Origin of the sequence: Chryseobacterium ginsenosidimutans, from assembly GCF_039536845.1 — a bacterium.
In the GTDB taxonomy this organism is placed as follows: domain Bacteria; phylum Bacteroidota; class Bacteroidia; order Flavobacteriales; family Weeksellaceae; genus Chryseobacterium; species Chryseobacterium ginsenosidimutans_B.
Map to the genome: position 1 here is coordinate 299,329 of NZ_BAAAZJ010000010.1, position 17,516 is coordinate 316,844.

General features: G+C 35.2%; 13 protein-coding genes. 4 read left to right on the forward strand and 9 right to left on the reverse strand.

The window, feature by feature from the left end; all coding sequences use genetic code 11:
- Positions 1 to 347: 347 nt before the first annotated feature.
- The 3 genes from ABD745_RS13415 to ABD745_RS13425 are packed head-to-tail and all read left to right on the forward strand — an operon-like array spanning position 348 to position 8,963.
- Positions 348 to 1,925 (forward strand): T9SS type A sorting domain-containing protein, encoded by a 1,578-nt coding sequence (locus ABD745_RS13415; RefSeq protein WP_344830706.1) that lies wholly within the window; start codon positions 348 to 350, stop codon positions 1,923 to 1,925.
- A gap of 6 nt (positions 1,926 to 1,931) precedes the next feature.
- The gene (locus ABD745_RS13420; RefSeq protein WP_344830709.1) at positions 1,932 to 5,291 is read left to right on the forward strand and encodes a hypothetical protein; all 3,360 of its coding nucleotides are present in this window, start codon (positions 1,932 to 1,934) and stop codon (positions 5,289 to 5,291) included.
- Between the two features lie 6 nt (positions 5,292 to 5,297).
- On the forward strand, positions 5,298 to 8,963 hold the full coding sequence (locus tag ABD745_RS13425; RefSeq protein WP_344830712.1) for a DUF6443 domain-containing protein: 3,666 nt from the start codon (positions 5,298 to 5,300) through the stop codon (positions 8,961 to 8,963).
- Positions 8,964 to 9,461: 498 nt separating this feature from the next.
- On the opposite strand, the gene ABD745_RS13430 is transcribed toward ABD745_RS13425, so the two are convergent.
- Genes ABD745_RS13430 through ABD745_RS13440 form a run of 3 tightly spaced genes read right to left on the reverse strand, consistent with a single transcriptional unit; the run spans position 9,462 to position 10,565 of the window.
- The gene (locus ABD745_RS13430) at positions 9,462 to 9,683 is read right to left on the reverse strand and encodes a hypothetical protein (protein ID WP_344830716.1); all 222 of its coding nucleotides are present in this window, start codon (positions 9,681 to 9,683) and stop codon (positions 9,462 to 9,464) included.
- Positions 9,661 to 9,933, reverse strand: a complete 273-nt coding sequence (locus ABD745_RS13435; protein ID WP_344830718.1) for a recombinase family protein — start codon at positions 9,931 to 9,933, stop codon at positions 9,661 to 9,663. Before ABD745_RS13435 ends, ABD745_RS13430 begins: the two co-directional genes overlap by 23 nt.
- A complete protein-coding gene (locus tag ABD745_RS13440; protein ID WP_344830722.1) occupies positions 9,906 to 10,565 on the reverse strand; it encodes a recombinase family protein in 660 nt (219 codons plus the stop codon). The genes ABD745_RS13435 and ABD745_RS13440 overlap by 28 nt, the downstream gene beginning before the upstream one ends.
- Positions 10,566 to 11,117: 552 nt before the next feature.
- Here ABD745_RS13440 and ABD745_RS13445 point away from each other — a divergent pair.
- The gene (locus tag ABD745_RS13445) at positions 11,118 to 12,371 is read left to right on the forward strand and encodes a hypothetical protein (RefSeq protein WP_344830727.1); all 1,254 of its coding nucleotides are present in this window, start codon (positions 11,118 to 11,120) and stop codon (positions 12,369 to 12,371) included.
- A gap of 296 nt (positions 12,372 to 12,667) precedes the next feature.
- Here the strand turns inward: ABD745_RS13445 and ABD745_RS13450 are convergent, their stop codons facing one another.
- From ABD745_RS13450 to ABD745_RS13475, 6 genes are all read right to left on the reverse strand, one after another.
- Positions 12,668 to 13,522 (reverse strand): HAEPLYID family protein, encoded by an 855-nt coding sequence (locus ABD745_RS13450; protein WP_344830729.1) that lies wholly within the window; start codon positions 13,520 to 13,522, stop codon positions 12,668 to 12,670.
- A 19-nt stretch (positions 13,523 to 13,541) separates the two neighbouring features.
- On the reverse strand, positions 13,542 to 14,162 hold the full coding sequence (locus ABD745_RS13455; RefSeq protein ID WP_344830731.1) for a TMEM175 family protein: 621 nt from the start codon (positions 14,160 to 14,162) through the stop codon (positions 13,542 to 13,544).
- 47 nt (positions 14,163 to 14,209) lie between these two features.
- Entirely contained in the window at positions 14,210 to 14,554 is a 345-nt protein-coding gene (locus ABD745_RS13460) for a helix-turn-helix domain-containing protein (RefSeq protein ID WP_344830734.1), read from the reverse strand.
- Entirely contained in the window at positions 14,524 to 14,958 is a 435-nt protein-coding gene (locus ABD745_RS13465; RefSeq protein ID WP_344830738.1) for a transposase, read from the reverse strand. The genes ABD745_RS13460 and ABD745_RS13465 overlap by 31 nt, the downstream gene beginning before the upstream one ends.
- Before the next feature lie 241 nt (positions 14,959 to 15,199).
- Positions 15,200 to 16,129, reverse strand: coding sequence for an NADP-dependent oxidoreductase (locus tag ABD745_RS13470; protein ID WP_344830740.1), 930 nt, complete (start codon positions 16,127 to 16,129; stop codon positions 15,200 to 15,202).
- Positions 16,130 to 16,201: 72 nt separating this feature from the next.
- A complete protein-coding gene (locus ABD745_RS13475) occupies positions 16,202 to 17,377 on the reverse strand; it encodes a hypothetical protein (protein ID WP_344830744.1) in 1,176 nt (391 codons plus the stop codon).
- Positions 17,378 to 17,516 lie beyond the last annotated feature (139 nt).

The window sequence follows — 17,516 nt, forward strand, 5'->3', positions numbered from 1 at the left end:
CCCAAAACCAAATTTTTGCATCCTTATTATAAATAAGAAAAATAAAATATAACACGACATAGTTTGTCGCTTTAGGGGATTAAATTTGTATTATAAATTAAAAGCCAATCTATTATGAAAGAAAATATAAAAAAATCATTTTGCAGTGAATTTAAAATATTTTAAATTTGTGGTATCAAATTAAAACACAAAGAACTTGATGAATAAAAACTCTTAACCGGCTCTATGAATGCATTTTCCATTATGCGAAACAAACGAATAACCAAAGCTTTAAAATCATCTTAGCATGGTTTTAAACGTACTTTCCATGAAATTTTACAATTTAATATAAAATCCAAACACTAGGTATGAAAAGATTTTACTTTAGTGCATTACTACTATGCACAGTTTCAGCACTGTACTCACAGGAATTGGTCTGGCAACGGGACATTAAATCCTCAACGCAGGATTTCCTTTCTCAGGTCACCACCACCATCGATCAGCAATATCTGATTACGGGAAGCTCCATTCGGGCTAACAACAGTCAACAATCACCTAACAACCAAAAACAAAACAATGGCTACGACCTTCATTTGGTTAAGCTGAATCAACAGGGGGAAGAAGTCTGGGAAAAATATTTCTCAGGGAAAAACCATGATTTCCTTTCAGGGGCGGTGAATACTCAGGAAGGAGGTTTCGTTTTAGCGGGCACTTCTTACAGTGGAAAAGGCTTGGATAAAAAAGAAGAATCCAAAGGAGGATCTGATATCTGGCTCATCAGAATCAATGAATTCGGAGACGAAATGTGGCAAAAAACAATCGGCGGAACATCTGATGAAGAAGCAAGATCAGTTATTCAAACTACAGATTTAGGATTTTTCGTTGCAGGAAACGTTCAGAACTCTGCAAAAGGTTACGGATCAAAAGATGTTCTGGTTGTAAGACTCGATAAAAACGGAAAAGAATTATCCCAACTCGTTTTAGGCGGAAAAGGACTCGATGAAGTGGAAAAAATGATTCCGACGAAAGATGGCGGAGCCTTACTCGGAGTTTATTCCAGAAGCAATGTCGGAGGATCCAAGAAAACCGAAAATTTTGGTGAAGGAGATTATTGGATCATCAAATTGAACAAAGACGGCAAAGTAGAATGGGAAAAGAGCTTCGGAGGAAAAGGCGATGATCATTTAAGAACCTTGGCTTTGACTTCAACAGGCTATTTAATCGGTGGAGAATCAAGATCGGAAAGATCAGGAAATAAATCTGTCGGAATAGAAGAAGGAACAGACTTGTGGTTGATTTCACTCAATGAAAGAGGCGAAGAAATCTGGCAGAAGTCTTATAATTTCAAAAACCGAGATGTATTGATGGGAATGAGTGTCATCCATAACCCATCAACCAACAACAATCAACCATCAACCACAGGCATTTTACTCGGAGGTTACACGCAGTCGGAAGGAAGAGTTGAAACAGATGATGAAAAATTCTGGATGCTGTATCTGGATCAAAACGGCAATGAGCAGTGGAGAAAACATGTGAAAGGCGAATCCAGTAAACGTGAAGAAAGGCTTTCAGACATTAAGTTAAACAGAGACGGATCTATTGTGTTGGCGGGTACGAGTGCGGAAGAGCTCGGAAAAGAAAATTGGAAGATTGTAAAACTGGGAGATAAGCAGATTGATCAGTTAATCGAAAAACAGGATATTAAAATCTATCCGAACCCTGTGTCAGATTATGCGTATGTGGAGCTTGGATTTGAGGGCCTGAGAGAGGGAGCGTTTGAAGCGGAGATCTCGGTGTATGATATGGGAGGAAGAAAGCTGCAGAGTCTGAAAACGAAAAACAAAGTAACCAAGATCAATACACAACCATTAATTCAGGGGGCTTATCTAGTCGTTATTAAAACGGATACGAATAAAACTGCTAACGCAAAACTCATTAAGAAATAAACCATGATGAAAAAATATATTTACATGACGGGACTGCTTGCCTATAATTTTTACATGAGCCAGTCAGCAGCTGATATCTATCAGAAAATTGTACCGCAGGTTCCGGAGGTCAATTCTTTATTAAAAAATTTTGAAAATCCTGTTTCCCTAAACTCAGGAAATCCGGATATTTCAGTTCCTATTTATACCATAAAAAGCACTGATATTATATATGATGTAAGATTATCTTATAACTACAGCGGTATTGCCGTTAATGAAAAATCCCCGTGGGTAGGATTAGGTTGGTCACTATCCACCCCGTCACTGGTGAGAACGGTACGACAACTTCCAGATGATTCTCCGGGAGGTTTTTTCTACGAAACACAATATACCGTTCCGATTGCTACCGAACTCATGCGTAAGGTAGAACAGGGAACACTTCCCTCAAGTGCAGCGTATGATCTTGACAACAGGTACAGAAATGGGGCGCTGGATTTAGAATCTGATGACTATAAAGTAGTCTTACCCGACGGACAAAGCCTTTCATTTATGATCAATCAGGAAAGAAGTGCTGAAAACCCCGTGGGACAATTTGTACAGTTTCCTGATTCGGATTATAAAATTAATTATAATACTACCTCAGGAAAATGGACCATTACAAGTCCGACAGGATTTCAATATATTTATAAAATCGGTAATACCTTAAGCTTTTCTCATACCTATACGCACGGAGGAACATCAATCGGAACTGAGCCAACAGGACAGCAGGGAACTTATGCCCAAACATGGATACTGGAAAAAATGATTAGCCCTCAAAATAATGAATTGAATTTTGAGTATGAGGATGGGACATTTTATGATACCTGTGAACTAGCAGGACAGTCAAAAACAGTTGATTCTTTTGATCCCAATGATACCAGAGGTACAGTATACACCAGTTTTTCAAGAACAAAAGGCTATACGTATCAGATCAAAAGGATTTATGGAACTTTTGGAGAAGTTAAGTTCAACAAATCCGACCGTCTTGACGATATTACCAACAAAAAGCTGGAATCTATTGACATAAATGACAGTTATGGAAGAAACGTAGACAAAATCAGTTTTCAATATGATTATATGGTCTCTCTTCCACCATCTATACCTATTTATTCGTGTAACCATATGGAGGATAATAGCAATATTACTAAGAGACTGATTCTTAAAAAAGTATGGTTTGGTGATGTTAATTTACATAATTCTTATCAGTTTAATTATAACAGCCAATTACTTCCGCACCGATTTTCTTATGCCAGAGACTGGTGGGGATATTACAATGGGAAGACAGCCAATTTAGGATTAACGCCAAGTATAGATCTTGTTTTTGAAGAAGAAAATGACAGAAATGTAAATCCGGATTTTGCAAAAGCAGGTCAGCTGGAAGAAATTATTTTACCAACCGGAGGAAAAACTAAATTTTATTCTGAAAGCAACAAAGGGATATTTTTTGAGCAGGATATTAAAAGGACATATAAAATACACGACATTATTCCTTACGCATTAGCTGATAAATATTTTTCTACTTCAGAAAATCCGACACAACAGACTAATAAAACCTACAATATTCCTTTGAATATTGATTTTAATAAACTGACTAATCAGAATAGTATCAAGTTTGAGCTTAATACAAATACGACAAAATGTATTTATCCGGATCTTACGTTACCTACCAACGGAAGCTGTTCTATTTATTATAAAATATTTAATTCAAATAACGTAGAGCTTCTATCACAAAAACTACTGACTAACACAACAAGAGTTATTGAAATACCCTATAACCAATTAACGGCTTCAAATACCATTCAGGTGCAGGTGTATGCGGGAAATCCAAATACACCGAACAGTCAGCTTTTTGATTATAATGCCGATGAAGCCACTGTAGATGTCAGTTGGAAAGAAATTGACCCTAATCTGGCAAGAAATACAGCTTACGGCGTAGAAGTTCCTTTTGGAGGTTTACGGGTGAAACGAATTGAAAACTACAATGAAAATAATGCTTTGGTTCTTGCAAGAGACTACGATTATAAAAATGAAAACGGTGTAGAATCAGGAATCAGTAATTTTGAACTTGATTTTCTTCAGCAGATTCCTGGAAAAAACTTTGTCAATTCTCAAAGCAGATTTCCTTTACAGACCGGAAGCGGCAGAATGATTTCCTATACGGCTGCTAAAGAAGATAAGGTAAATATATCTTTTAATCAAAAGATCACAATTAATTCAGTATTTGAAAATAAGACAATATTAGGAGATTATTTAGGATCATGTTTTTATAATAATATGGAAGGAAATTTTTTAAGAGCTTCTTCTACACTTCCTTGTTTCGATTATCCTAAAAACGGAAAAATCCTGTTTAATAATTTAGGAAACAGACAGGAAGAATCTTATCAGTATTATGTTACAGATGAAAATACCATTAAACCTAAAATGGTGTATGGTATTGACTATGATATGGTTTTCAAACCTAAAAATATGACAGATTTTATAGCGATAGGAACGGGGTATCCGTTTGACAGCTATTATTACAAATTCCAGAATTTTGATGAGAATGGAGACTTCATCAAAACAACCACAGAGCATTTAGGAAATCAGGATATTGTATCAACTACAAAAACTTTCACTTCTTCAACCAATCATCATCAATTGATGAAACAAACTACGGCGAGTGATGGCGTTGTAAATGAAACTTCTTACAGTTACGCCCACGAAAAGAACAACCAATTAATGATCTCCAAAAACATGATCGGCATTCCTTTGGAAACAATTACAACTAAAACTGTTAATGGTGTTACCAAACCATTGGGCAAATCAGAAACTGTTTACCCCACTTCCCTTCCAACGCCGCAGGCAGGAAATCTGATATTACCAATTTCCGTAAAATCTTATGATCTTCAAAATAATACTCCTACAACAGACATCACTTACGATAAATATGATCTAAAGGGTAATTTACAGCAATACACGACAAAGGATGGGATTTCCACAACAATTATCTGGGGCTATAATCAAACCCAACCGATTGCAAAAATTACAGGAGCAAAACTTTCAGATATCCAACAGTCATTAATTGATGCTATTGTCACGGCTTCCGACACGGATGCGTCTGCAACTGCTTCAAATGATGAATCTGCATTCCTTGCTTTATTGGATACATTCAGAAAAGATCCTTCTATGGCAGGGTATCAGGTAACGACTTATACCTACGATCCACTGATCGGGGTAAGAAGCATTACCCCTCCGTCAGGAATCAGGGAGGTGTATATCTACGATTCTGCCAACAGGCTGAAAGAGATCAGGGAGAATAATCAGGCAGGAAATATCCTGAAAGAATTCAAATACAATTACAAAAACTAATACACGATGAAAAAAATATTAATCCCCATAGGAACTTTGCTGTTATCAGGTTTAGTTCATGCGCAGCTGAGTTCCACAGAAAACTATATCCAAAGCAGAACTTATTTAGAGCCTGTTACCACAAGCAGCTCTACGGCAAAACAAATAGAAACCGTTCAGTACTTCGATGGTTTGGGCAGACCCAAACAGGCAGTGAACGTAAAGGCTTCCCCGACGGGAAAAGATGTTGTAACCCACATAGAATACGACGGTTTCGGAAGACAGGTAAAAGATTATCTTCCCGTTCCACAACAAGGAACGCAAAACGGAGCTATCTATACTACTCCTTTGAGCAATGCAACACAACCTACCCTTTACGGAGCAGAAAAAATATTTTCAGAAAAGATATTGGAAAACTCTCCTTTGGACAGGATTTTACAGCAAAAGCAGGTTGGTAATGACTGGAATAATAAACCTGTCCAGTTTGGATATGATGCCAATACCACAGCAGATGCCGTTAAAAAATATACTACGGTTACTACTTGGGTAAATGGTGCTACAAGTTCTGTTCTCAGCCAGTCTACTAATTATGGGACTGCGCAATTATATAAAAATACGGTAACCGATGAAGACGGCAATGCAACCATAGAATTCAAAAATGGAGAAGGACAGGTATTATTGGTAAGAAAAGTAATCAGTGCTACAGAAAATGCAGACACTTATTATGTGTATAATGAATACAATCAACTTGCCTTTGTTATTTCACCAAAGGCGGCTGTTGCTTCAGATCCCAATTCCGCACTAAATGATCTTTGTTATCAATACAAGTATGATGGCAGAAATCGATTAGTAGAAAAGAAGCTTCCCGGAAAAGGCTGGGAATATATGGTGTATGACAAGGCAGATCGTTTAGTCGCCACTCAGGATGCTAATCTGAGAGCTAACAATCAATGGCTGTATACCAAATATGACCAGTTTGGAAGAATCGTTATGACGGGATTAAGCATTGGTTACGGAAACACACGGCTCTCTGAACAGAATAATGCAGATACCACAGGAAACAGTAGTGTGAGAAGAAGTCCCTATGTTTCCTTTATCGTACAAGGTATAGAAGGATATTATGAGAATTATGACCAGACCTATCCCAATTCATCACGCTGGGTAAAATTACTCTCAGTGAATTATTATGATACATATCCTGCTTACGGTTTTAATCCGACTTTCCCAGCAAATATTTTGGGACAGGCAACTTTGACAGATGCTTCATCTACTGAATCAACGAGTACTAAAAGTCTTCCTGTGATGAGTCTTGTAAAAAATATAGAAGACGATAACTGGACGAAGAATTATACCTGGTATGACACAAAAGGAAGAGCAATCGGAACCCACTCCATCAATCATCTGGGAGGCTATACCAAAACAGAAACTTTGCTGGACTTTGCCGGAGTTGTAGGAAGAAACAATACCTCTCATTTAAGAAAACAGGGAGAAACTGGAGTATTTATAACCGAAGGTTTTATTTATGATAACCAGAACAGATTATTACAACATTATCACAAGGTAGATGATAAGCCTGAAGTTGTTTTAGCAGACAATACTTATAACGAATTATCTCAACTTAGCAATAAAAAAGTCGGAAATAATCTGCAGAGTATTGATTACAATTATAATATCCGCGGTTGGCTGACAGATATCAATAAAGATCAGATGCCGGTTACTGATCTTGGTGGAAAATTATTTTCTTATAAAATTAAGTACACCCAAAAAGACGGAATCGATAATCCTGACCCGGCTCAGTTTCCCGGTAAAAACGTATCGATAAAATACAATGGGAACATTGCCGAGGTCGACTGGAGAAGTGTAGAAAATATTGGGAACAATCCATCTCTTACCCCCAAAAGATATGGTTATGCCTACGATAAACTGAACAGATTAACAGCAGGATATTATCAGAATCCTCAAAATCCTAATAGTAAAGAAAATACGGAATTGTTAGATTATGACCTAAACGGAAATATTACCAACCTGTACAGGACTTCTGTAACAGAATATGGAAATACAACTCCAACTTTAATTGATAATCTGGGATATGTTTATGCATCAGGAGGTAACAGTAATAAGCTTACCAATATCAACGACTCTGCTTACAATGCTACAGGCTATGAAGGAGGAGGACAAACTATTGATTATGACCTGAATGGCAATATGATTAATATGTATGATAAAGGTATTGGTACAATACAATATAACTATCTTAATTTGCCTAAACATCTTGAGTACAGTAAAAGCAGCAATGAATTGGTTGTCATTGATACTAAATACAGTGCAGACGGAGTAAAGCTCAGCAAAACAAACTCAACTACTATTGAAGGGTTGACAGGACCTCTAACCGATATAAAAATTACAGATTACCTTGATGGGTTCCAGTATATGTCCAGACCACCTGCCAGTCCTCCGGGAGGCGGCGGAGGTTCTGAATCTTTAATGGCAAATTCGGAGACAAGCCGTGCATTGGAAACACAGGCTTATACTCTGAATGATACAACATTGTTATTTGATCCACCTCCACCGCCTACAAGTTTGAAAAATCCTGATTTACAGTTTTTCCCAACGGCGGAAGGATTTTATGATTATGTAAAAAATCAGTACATTTACCAGTATAAAGATCATTTAGGAAATGTGAGGGTGAGCTTTGGAAGAAATACTTCAAATGCTCTTGAAATTGTAGATGCTAATGATTATTATCCTTTTGGTATGAATCATTTAAAGAGCGGAACTTCATTCTTTGGGACGAGTTCTTATAAGAATTATAAGTACAATGGTAAGGAACTGCAGGAAAGCGGTATGTATGATTATGGAGCGAGATTTTATATGCCTGATCTTGGACGATGGGGAGTTGTGGATCCACTGGCGGAACAATATCGAAGACATTCTGTTTATAATTATGCTATAAACAATCCTATCCGTTTCATTGATCCTGATGGACGTGGAGTTAATGATTTTGTAGAAAGAAAAGACGGCTCGATTTATTGGGATAAAAATGCAAATTCTCAAGCCTCTACTAAAGCAGGGGAAACTTATTTAGGGAAAAGTTTATCATTCACATTTAATAGCTACATTGGCAGTAATTATGATGGACCTTTAGGAAGCCTTCCGGAAGGAGATAAATTAACAACTACAATTAATATTTCTGCTCAAGAAAATTCACAAGGTGAATTAACAGGATTATCAGCTACAAAAAATGCTGATCCTGTAGGGAAAACTTTTGGTTTATTTTCGGGAAGAGATTTTTATCCAGGAGAAGGGGGAAGTAATAATTATTTTACACAATCTGGAACATCTGTAAACTATGAACAACATGCAAGTGTTCCTAGCTTTGAAGAATCAGGATTAAATTCTATGGGCTTTAAAATAGTTGATGTTGCTCAGAAATTAAATATAAGTTTCAATAAAGATAATGGTAACTTATCTGTAGATGCTTATACTAACGTATTTCCTTCAGCAACTTTAAAGCTTAATAATACAGGAACAACTTTAATGAATTATAAACAACCTTCTTTTGTTGGTACTCACACTGCGCCTCTTAAAGGTATCTCAAATATGAATCCATTTAAAGATGGTTACGGGACATTAAGACCTAAACCAGTATATGATTTTTCATATTATCCATCAAAATTTTATAAAAGAAATTAATATGTTAAAACCTACATTCTTAAACATTTGCATTAGTATAATTTTAAAATATTTAATATTTTACATTTTACTAATGGTTATAAATAATGAATTTAAATTATTACAAATTAATAATATAAGAAATGGACAAGATTTATTCTATTATTTATGGATTGTTTTGTTTTTTCCAATTGTTGATATAATTTTATTTGCTACTCCTCTATATTTTGGTTTTAAGGCAAAGAAATCTTTAATTTTTGTAGCTAGTATTATTATAATTCTATTGATTGAGTATATTATTTATGCATATTTTACTTCACAAAAAATGATCAATCAAGATGCTTTATTTAAAATACTAATAAGCTCAATAACATTATTGATCTTTTTTCACAAGACAATACGGTCAAAATTTACAGAAGCATAAAATATTCCCCTTAACAAAGTTTGTGACTTTGAACAGATAAAAATAACCCACCGCAATTGCGGTGGGTTTTGTGTTTATAGAGTATTGCAATATTTTTACGAATACGCTTTTCTAGTTTTACAATCCCGGATGTAGGTATCTATCAGATCATAAAGTGTTTGCTTTTTACTCTCCTCCAATTGTTCCAAATCTTTAATTCTTTCCACAGTTCTTTTATCAAAAGAAACCTGATTGGTCTCACCAACCAAATAATCTAAACTTACGCCAAGAGCATCTGCAATTTTTTTTGCAGCATCAACAGAAGGAATCGCTTCCACTCAGTTTTTGATTACAATGGGGACATATTAAGAATCCTCTTAGAAAAAATGTAGCTTTTAGAGTATCTGCTTTAGCGATAACTTGTCTTTTCGTTGTAATAATACTCTGGACGTCATAAAACTGTCTTTCAGAAATTAATGCCTCACGCATTTCTTTAACCATTTGTTGTTCTGCAGGGTTAATATTTATTAATATAAGACCACAATAAACCGGATTACGTATCAACCTGAAAAATGCGATCGTGAGCATATCAAACCTTTATCAGTCGCCATTTTTCTAATCTCTTCTATTTTGTGAATATTTTTTGAAAGTTGATGGAATACCCATTTTATAATCTCTGCTTCCGGTTGTTTAGGAGTAATTATTTTTTTACCATCTAACAATGTTAGATTAATAAATCCTAAAGGAACTTTATTAGTATATCTACCCATTAGTTTCGCCCGACGAATCTCATTTGCTGTATTCTGGGCTCTCCTACTGTTTTCGGCTTCTGGTACAGAAAGGTATACAGCAAGCATAACTGTACTTTCTGGAACTGAAAAATCTACAGGCTGATCAATAGCCATTGCTGTTGTTCTATATTTTCTAAGCATACCTATCATTTTATACGCATATTCAGCATTGCGACTAAATCGATCCCATTTAATAAACAGGATATTTTTATCTTCTCCTGAAGATTTCTTTTTAATTTCGGAGAATAACACCTTCCACTCAGGTCTGTTGAAATTTTTTGCAGAGAAATCTTCCCGATAGATACCTTTAACTTCGATATTGTTATTTTCACAATACTTCAATAATTTATCTTCCTGCTCTGGTAAAGAATAACCTTTTCTTTTTTGCTCGTCTGTACTTACACGGACACATAAATAGGCTGTTTTCATAGAATAATATATTTGTTTGATTTACAAATTAATACTTTTAAAAACATGACGTAAGAAACCATATATCCTATTAGCTATATTGACTTTAACTGAAGATGATCATACTTAATTTTTAAGTTTACTGTTTAAATCTTAGATCGAATACTGTTAAATTATGATATTCAATGACTAATCAATCAAAAAACAAGTGAAACAAGAGATGAATTTTTATTTTAATTTTTTGTTACAAACTAAGTATTCAAATATATGATTACCAATCATTTAAATCTTTTTAGTCTATTCGCAAATATTGAATTTACGAAATCAATTTCTTTATAATCGCTTATTTCCTGGTTATTATTGCAACAAAAATTAGAGACACAAAACTTCATATTTCAATCAGGGGATTACTTTAATCTATAGAAAGTGGTTTCCTGATTATTTATATTAATAATTAAAATTATTTCAAAATAACAACAATAAAAAAATAGAAATAAACAGAGACAGTCACTATTCGTAAGCTAATAAATAAGCACATTTTCAGTATAAACAATAATTTTTAAACCTAAGCAAATGAAAAAACAAATTATTTTCTTGATATTATTTCTAAGTAATATCTTTTATTCACAGGTCGGAATAGGCACTGCACAACCAGCAAGTTCGGCCATTTTAGATCTAACAAGTAATGATAAAGCATTATTAGTTACTCGTGTACCAAGCGCAGCTTCAATAGTAACCCCAATAAATGGAATGATTATTTATGATCTTTCTGTAAATTGTTTTAGGGGTTATCAGGCTAATGCATGGACAAACTGTAGCTTTACAGCCTGTACGGGTCCTGGACCAACAATCACGACACAACCAATAGGTGGTTCTGCCTGCTCTCCTGCAACTCATAATTTATCAGTTACAGCTTCTGGTAGCGGCCCTTATCTTTATCAATGGCGAAAAGATGGAGCAGATATTGTAGGAGCCACTGGTTCAACGTATTCAGCAGCTGTGTCGGGGAGTTATGCTGTAATTGTAAGTAACCCGTGTGCTTCTACTCCTTCGAGTGCTGCTGTGGTTACGATAAATACAGGACTTGCAATTACTTCACAGCCGTCAGATCTAACAATTAATGTCGAAAATCAGACCGCCACTTTTTCAGCTGTGGCTACGGGTTCCGGAACTTTAACTTATGCATGGGAAATTTCTCGTGATGGAGGTTCTACTTTTAGCCCGATAACAGTTTCCGGATATGGTTTGGGAGGAAATGATCAAACAGATCACGATATGGTCGTAACAAATGGTACTACCCCGACTTTAAATCTAAAATGGGTAAGCCCGGCAGAAGAAGGAAGGAAATTCAGATTAAAAGTTACCAGCTCAGGAAGTGGATGTGCTGCAAATACTATTTATTCTAATGTTGTTACCTTACATACAACTAATTCTCCAGCTTATATTTTTGATAATAATTTGTGCGGAAGTTTGTCAGGATGGAGCGCTACCGGACCTGTGGGACCACACACTTCAAACCCGTGTGGAATGTATCTGAACCCAGGAAATACTTCTTCAGGAGGAGTTATCTTTAGAGATGTGGCAACAACTGTCGGACAAAGCTATACACTGTCTGTAAGGATGCTTGGTTCAGGATTTAATTCTACCCAGCTTATTCAGGCTCTTAATGGAAGTACTGTGATTAATTCTGTTTCTAATTCGGGAGATAATTTTATTCAGTTGACTTTCACGGCAACCAGTTCTACAACCAGACTTAGAATTGCAGATAACGGAATTACGAATGCTTCAGATGGTGTGGTTTATTTAACCAGATTATTTGCCAACTAAAATACTAGTTTTATAGATCATATTGATTATAATTCGGCCTGGGCATCGCTCACTTTGTGTTCAAAATTTTGGCTGAATTTATTTTCATATAATGGTTGATTACAACAAGAACAAAATAGTGTAAGGATCACGGTCCCTAATTTTTAATTTAGTTGGTAAGTAGAGGTTTCATTTTGGAGCCTCTACTTTTTATTTATTGAAAAAGTTGTTTAAATAGTTAAGTTATATACAATATTCATTTTATATAAACAAAAAAAGCCATCTGTTAGATAGCTTTTTTGTTTTATAGGTCTTTTTTATAGTGAATAAATAAGTCTTAAAAATCCGCTTCCATTCAATTCGTTAGAAGTTTTTACAGGAATACCGGCAACAATACCTATTTTAAAGTTCTCAGTTAATTGTAACTGGATTTGTGGTCTTAGAATCATTTGTGGCTGATCTTCTGCACTGAAAGTCTGATTGCATTCCAATCCTATAAAGCTTTCTTTTTCTTCTTTTCCAAAGCGATAACTTAAAATTGTATTGAATCTGTACTGTGTTTTTGTTTCGTTTGATTTAAATTTCTGCTTTATCGCCGGACCTGTATAAACCATCGTGTGGAACCGTTCACCCCAGATTTTTGCGATAGCTATAAAAGGGTTATAAACATTAGCAACAAATAAAGGCTTTCTAAATTCCTGAAAAGAAGATGTCTCTAACTCGTTGAAATAACCTGCTGAAATTGTGGTTTTAGCTTCCGGAAGCGTAAGGAATGAATAATTAAAACCAATTCTCAAAGCCATTGCATCTTCTGCAGCACCTCCTTCTTCCGGTACTGTTATGTGTTCATTTTCTGTGGCAGATTCATCGAGAAGCTTATTATGAACAAAAATAAAAGGAACCTCAATTTCAAATCCAAGTTTATCAATGGGCGCAAAATCATATTCTATTAAAGTACGCACTCCTTCAAAGTTTTTAAAATCTGCGTATCCGCCGGCGATATTTATTTCCTGATAACCCTTTTTTACGTTCATTTCTGCAGGAAAATCAAGATAGAGCGGCATGTAGTGTTTTAGTTCTGTTTCTTTGTTATTGTCAAGATTATTTTCTTGTGCCAATAGAGGATTGGTAACAGCTAATAAAAAAGCTGAAACGAGTATTGTTTTTTTCATCATTAGATGTATAAAAGATTTATTTTTCGACAGAACGTTCCCTGTCCATACTGACGATGGCCCAGAAAATCCACATCAAAAAGGTGATCATAAGAGCGATCACAGAATATTGAAGCGCAAGTATTGCTGATGCTTCATAAACGATAAAACCCAATATCTGTCCTTTTATCATGTTTTTAAGCCAGGGAACACTTGTTTCGGGAGAAATTAATAGAGATTCGTTATTAATAATTACAATGTTTAATAACAGCATACTCAATGTGATACATCCTGTGAAACCTGCATAAAATGAGACCGCCGTTTCCTGTGCGTTTGTTCCTATAAATGAGCCTACTAATTTCGTCGGGAAAGGGAAAAGCACAACCAGCAACAGCATAAGCCCATTCAAAAGAACTACCCAATGATTGCTTTTTTTTAGTTGTTCAAAAATTTTATTGTGCCCCATCCACATCAGTAAAACTGTTGCAAATGAGTTAAAATAAGTAAAATATTCGGGCCATTTTTCTATGATCTTGTCCCAAAGGTTGAGGTTATTGGCTCCCTCATATTCCTTTATTCCGATTTCGATGGCAAGCAGGGTAATGGCAACACCAAATATACCGTCGCTAAATGCTTCTAAACGAGCCGTGTTTTTCTCCATATTTTTTTCATTTTTAAATTTTTACATTGTGTTTTAATTTTTTAACTTTAATCAAATGTCTTTTTCCATTTTGATATGGTATTTCTGCTTAATTTGAAATGAATAGCAGTCTGAGAATTATTAAGCTTGTTTTTTCTTTGATATTCTAATATTTTCCGGATGCTTTCCTGATCATAAGATTTATGCTTTTGATTAAAGACTACCGTTTCTTTTTTTTGCATTCCGGAAACAAGATCACTTATTTTTAAAACATCAAAAAAAGACAAGTTTTGTTTTTCTAAAACCGAAACAAAAAGATCCTGCTTTTCAGGAAATTTTTTCGAGATCATATCCTGATAAATTCTTTTATAATCCGGTCTTTTCAGTTCTTGATGTTGTATTTTTTTATCCATTTGTAGAGAGTCGTTTTAGGGATTTTATAGTCGTTAATAATTTGAAGTTTTGTTTTCTCTCCCGAAGCTAATTGTTCCATTAAAAAATCAATAATATCTTTTGTATAGAGATTTTTTCTAAAGGAAGGAAGGGAGCTGGTTTTACTTTCTCTTTTTCTGTAGTCTGTAGAAGTGGACGGAGAGTATAAGATGAGATATTGAGAATACATTCTAAAAAAATCATATTGCAATAGTTTGGACCAATTAAGAAGTGTCTCAGTTTTTAATTCTTTTTCCTGAAACATGGCAAATATTTCTTCTTCTGTACATTTGAAAAAATTAACTGTTCTTTGTATTGAAATATTTAATTCCAGCCATCTTGTCTCTATAAGTTTGCCAATATGAATATTTTTCGAATCAATCATGGATGAAGTTTTTTATCCCAAATATTTCTATAGGTGATGCTTGACCGTATTACTGTATCTTTTTCAAAAAATACACACAAGTATTTTTTTTGCCAGAAATAGCTTTTCCCGAGATAAAAGTAGAGCTCTTCATCACAATGATCATTGAGGCAGGATATTTCTATGTTTTCGAGAATATCTTTCCTTGTTTTGCCGATTAAGCTATTGTAAATCATATACTTGTTCTTAGTGTTTGTTTAAGCTAAAAGACCAGCACGATCTTTCCCTTAGCTGTCCTGTTTTCTATCATATCATGCGCTTTTTGTACTTCACTGAAAGGCAACGTGATAGGATTTTGTACTTTTAAGATACCTTTATCTATTTCTCTTGCTGCGCGGGTTAAACTGCATAGATCGGGCAGCGTGAATATAGATTGAGCCCTGATTCCGAGTTCTTCTATTTTTTTCGGAGATAATAATAATTGTAACGTAGTAATTATTAACCCCTTGCTTTTAAGCAATGAAAATGATTTTAACTGAGTCTCTCCGCCAACCAGATCTAAAACAACATCAACCTTTTTAATGACCTCTGAAAAATCTGTTGTGGCATAATCTATAACTTCATCTGCTCCTAAAGACTTGACAAGATCAATCCCATCTCCTGTTGCAGTGCCAATCACATGGAATCCTCTTCTTTTAGCAATCTGGACAGCAAAAGTACCCACACCACCTGCGGCACCGTGAATAAGTATTCTTTGCCCGATATTGACTTCATCAGTTAAATTTAAAGCAGTGTAAGCAGTAGTTGCTGCCATCGGAACAGCCGCCGCCTGAATAAATGACAGTGACAATGGTTTTAAGACTACTTCGTTTGCGTTTACTGCAACATATTCTGCCTGAGCGCCACCCTGTGCCATGTTGATCATGGTGTACACTTCATCGCCGATCTGTAGCTCTTTTACATTCTCACCGATAGCTTCTATTTTGCCTGCTGCTTCCCAACCGAGCCTGATTGGAAATAGTCTTGGCAGTGCGCCGGCCAAATATCCTGCTCTGATTTTTGTATCTATAGGGTTTACAGCCGAAGCTTCTACTTTTATTAAGACCTGATGATGACTGAATTTTGGTTTTTCCGCCTCAGCGATCTGAAGATTGGAAATTGAACCGTATTCGTTGATTTGTACTGTATTCATGTTGCTTATTCTTTTAACATCAGGACTTTTATATCCCGATGTCTTTATGATTGTTGAGAAATTGATTAGTGCTTAATTAATTTTAGTAATTTTTCCATTATTAATAATAAAGCTCATACCTTCACCTATGCTGACATATGACCAAAAATAATGACTTTCGTTAACATTCATATATTTTGTTACTGTAAAATGCTGTGTGCCATAAGCCATTTCACCCATACCACTTAAACGCAATGAAGTAGTTGTTCCAGCCGGATCAGGATTAGTTATATTCATGACAACATCTCCTTCAACCGTATAAGTACCTGCACAATGAATTGTAAAACCACCTGTAGAATCCCAACCGACAGCATCTGTATTTATACCGTTATGTGTCGTTACAGTGTAGCTACTATTACCGTTTGGATTATAGACATAAGGAGCACTTGCTGTATAAGTGGAAACTGTACCCGTTGTACATGGGTTTGTAAGTACTGCATTTGTAGAAGTTACAGATCCACACGTGCCCATAACAACCACACTATAAGTAGCAGGAATATTTGTAGAATAACTATTGCCGGTAGCGCCAGAAATATTTACTCCATCTCGTTGCCATTGATAGGTAAGACCTGTTCCTGTAGCTGCCACAGAAAAAGTATAGTTACTCACTCCATTTGTAGTACCGCTGACAGGATTTGATGTAATAGCTGGAGCGGTGCAGCAAATCCCCGGATTATTTAGAGTAATAGGAGCTGATTTGAAGCAGCTTGTATCACTTGTGCTTCTGACTACTATATTGTAATTTCCTGGACTTATATTAGAAAATGTATTGCCAGATTGATAACTTACTCCTCCATTAATAGAATATTGAGCACCAGCTTGTGGCGTAATAGTAATTGAACCTACACTACCACTAGCACAAGTGGGCTGTGATATTGTAGCTACAGGAGTTGTTAATGTACAGCAGGATTGGTCGCTACCAGTATCATTTACAAAGTCAATTGAATTAGACGACGATGCAAATGTAATTCCTCCGGTTCCATTTAATACAACATTATTGGTACTCCATGCGGTATTTTGTGTTACAGTAACCCCGTTGTTAATGATTTTAGTATCTGTAGTATTATTAAAGATTGTAGATGGATTGCCCCAAGTAGCACAGTTGTTCCAATTACCTGTTGTTGTAGCTGTATTTTGTGCATTGGTATTTATAAAAAGTAAAACCATTATAAAAAGTATTGCACAGCTGATTATTTTTTTTATCATCATTTGTTTTTTTTATTATTAATTTTTATTATTAATTTTTGGTATTGATTTGTTTATTGTCTTTTTTATATTAAAAAACATCAGGACTTTTTATATCCCGATGTTTTATCTAATTAATTAAATTATTACTGCATTAATTTTA

What these genes read in the sequence shown, in the direction of transcription:
- ABD745_RS13460 (WP_344830734.1), bottom strand. Translation starts at nt 14,554, where the DNA reads ATGGATAAAAAAATACAACATCAAGAACTGAAAAGACCGGATTATAAA.
- ABD745_RS13435 (WP_344830718.1), bottom strand. Translation starts at nt 9,933, where the DNA reads ATGCTCACGATCGCATTTTTCAGGTTGATACGTAATCCGGTTTATTGT.
- ABD745_RS13420 (WP_344830709.1), top strand. Translation starts at nt 1,932, where the DNA reads ATGAAAAAATATATTTACATGACGGGACTGCTTGCCTATAATTTTTAC.
- ABD745_RS13450 (WP_344830729.1), bottom strand. Translation starts at nt 13,522, where the DNA reads ATGAAAAAAACAATACTCGTTTCAGCTTTTTTATTAGCTGTTACCAAT.
- ABD745_RS13455 (WP_344830731.1), bottom strand. Translation starts at nt 14,162, where the DNA reads ATGGAGAAAAACACGGCTCGTTTAGAAGCATTTAGCGACGGTATATTT.
- ABD745_RS13470 (WP_344830740.1), bottom strand. Translation starts at nt 16,129, where the DNA reads ATGAATACAGTACAAATCAACGAATACGGTTCAATTTCCAATCTTCAG.
- ABD745_RS13475 (WP_344830744.1), bottom strand. Translation starts at nt 17,377, where the DNA reads ATGATGATAAAAAAAATAATCAGCTGTGCAATACTTTTTATAATGGTT.
- ABD745_RS13440 (WP_344830722.1), bottom strand. Translation starts at nt 10,565, where the DNA reads ATGAAAACAGCCTATTTATGTGTCCGTGTAAGTACAGACGAGCAAAAA.
- ABD745_RS13415 (WP_344830706.1), top strand. Translation starts at nt 348, where the DNA reads ATGAAAAGATTTTACTTTAGTGCATTACTACTATGCACAGTTTCAGCA.
- ABD745_RS13465 (WP_344830738.1), bottom strand. Translation starts at nt 14,958, where the DNA reads ATGATTGATTCGAAAAATATTCATATTGGCAAACTTATAGAGACAAGA.
- ABD745_RS13445 (WP_344830727.1), top strand. Translation starts at nt 11,118, where the DNA reads ATGAAAAAACAAATTATTTTCTTGATATTATTTCTAAGTAATATCTTT.
- ABD745_RS13425 (WP_344830712.1), top strand. Translation starts at nt 5,298, where the DNA reads ATGAAAAAAATATTAATCCCCATAGGAACTTTGCTGTTATCAGGTTTA.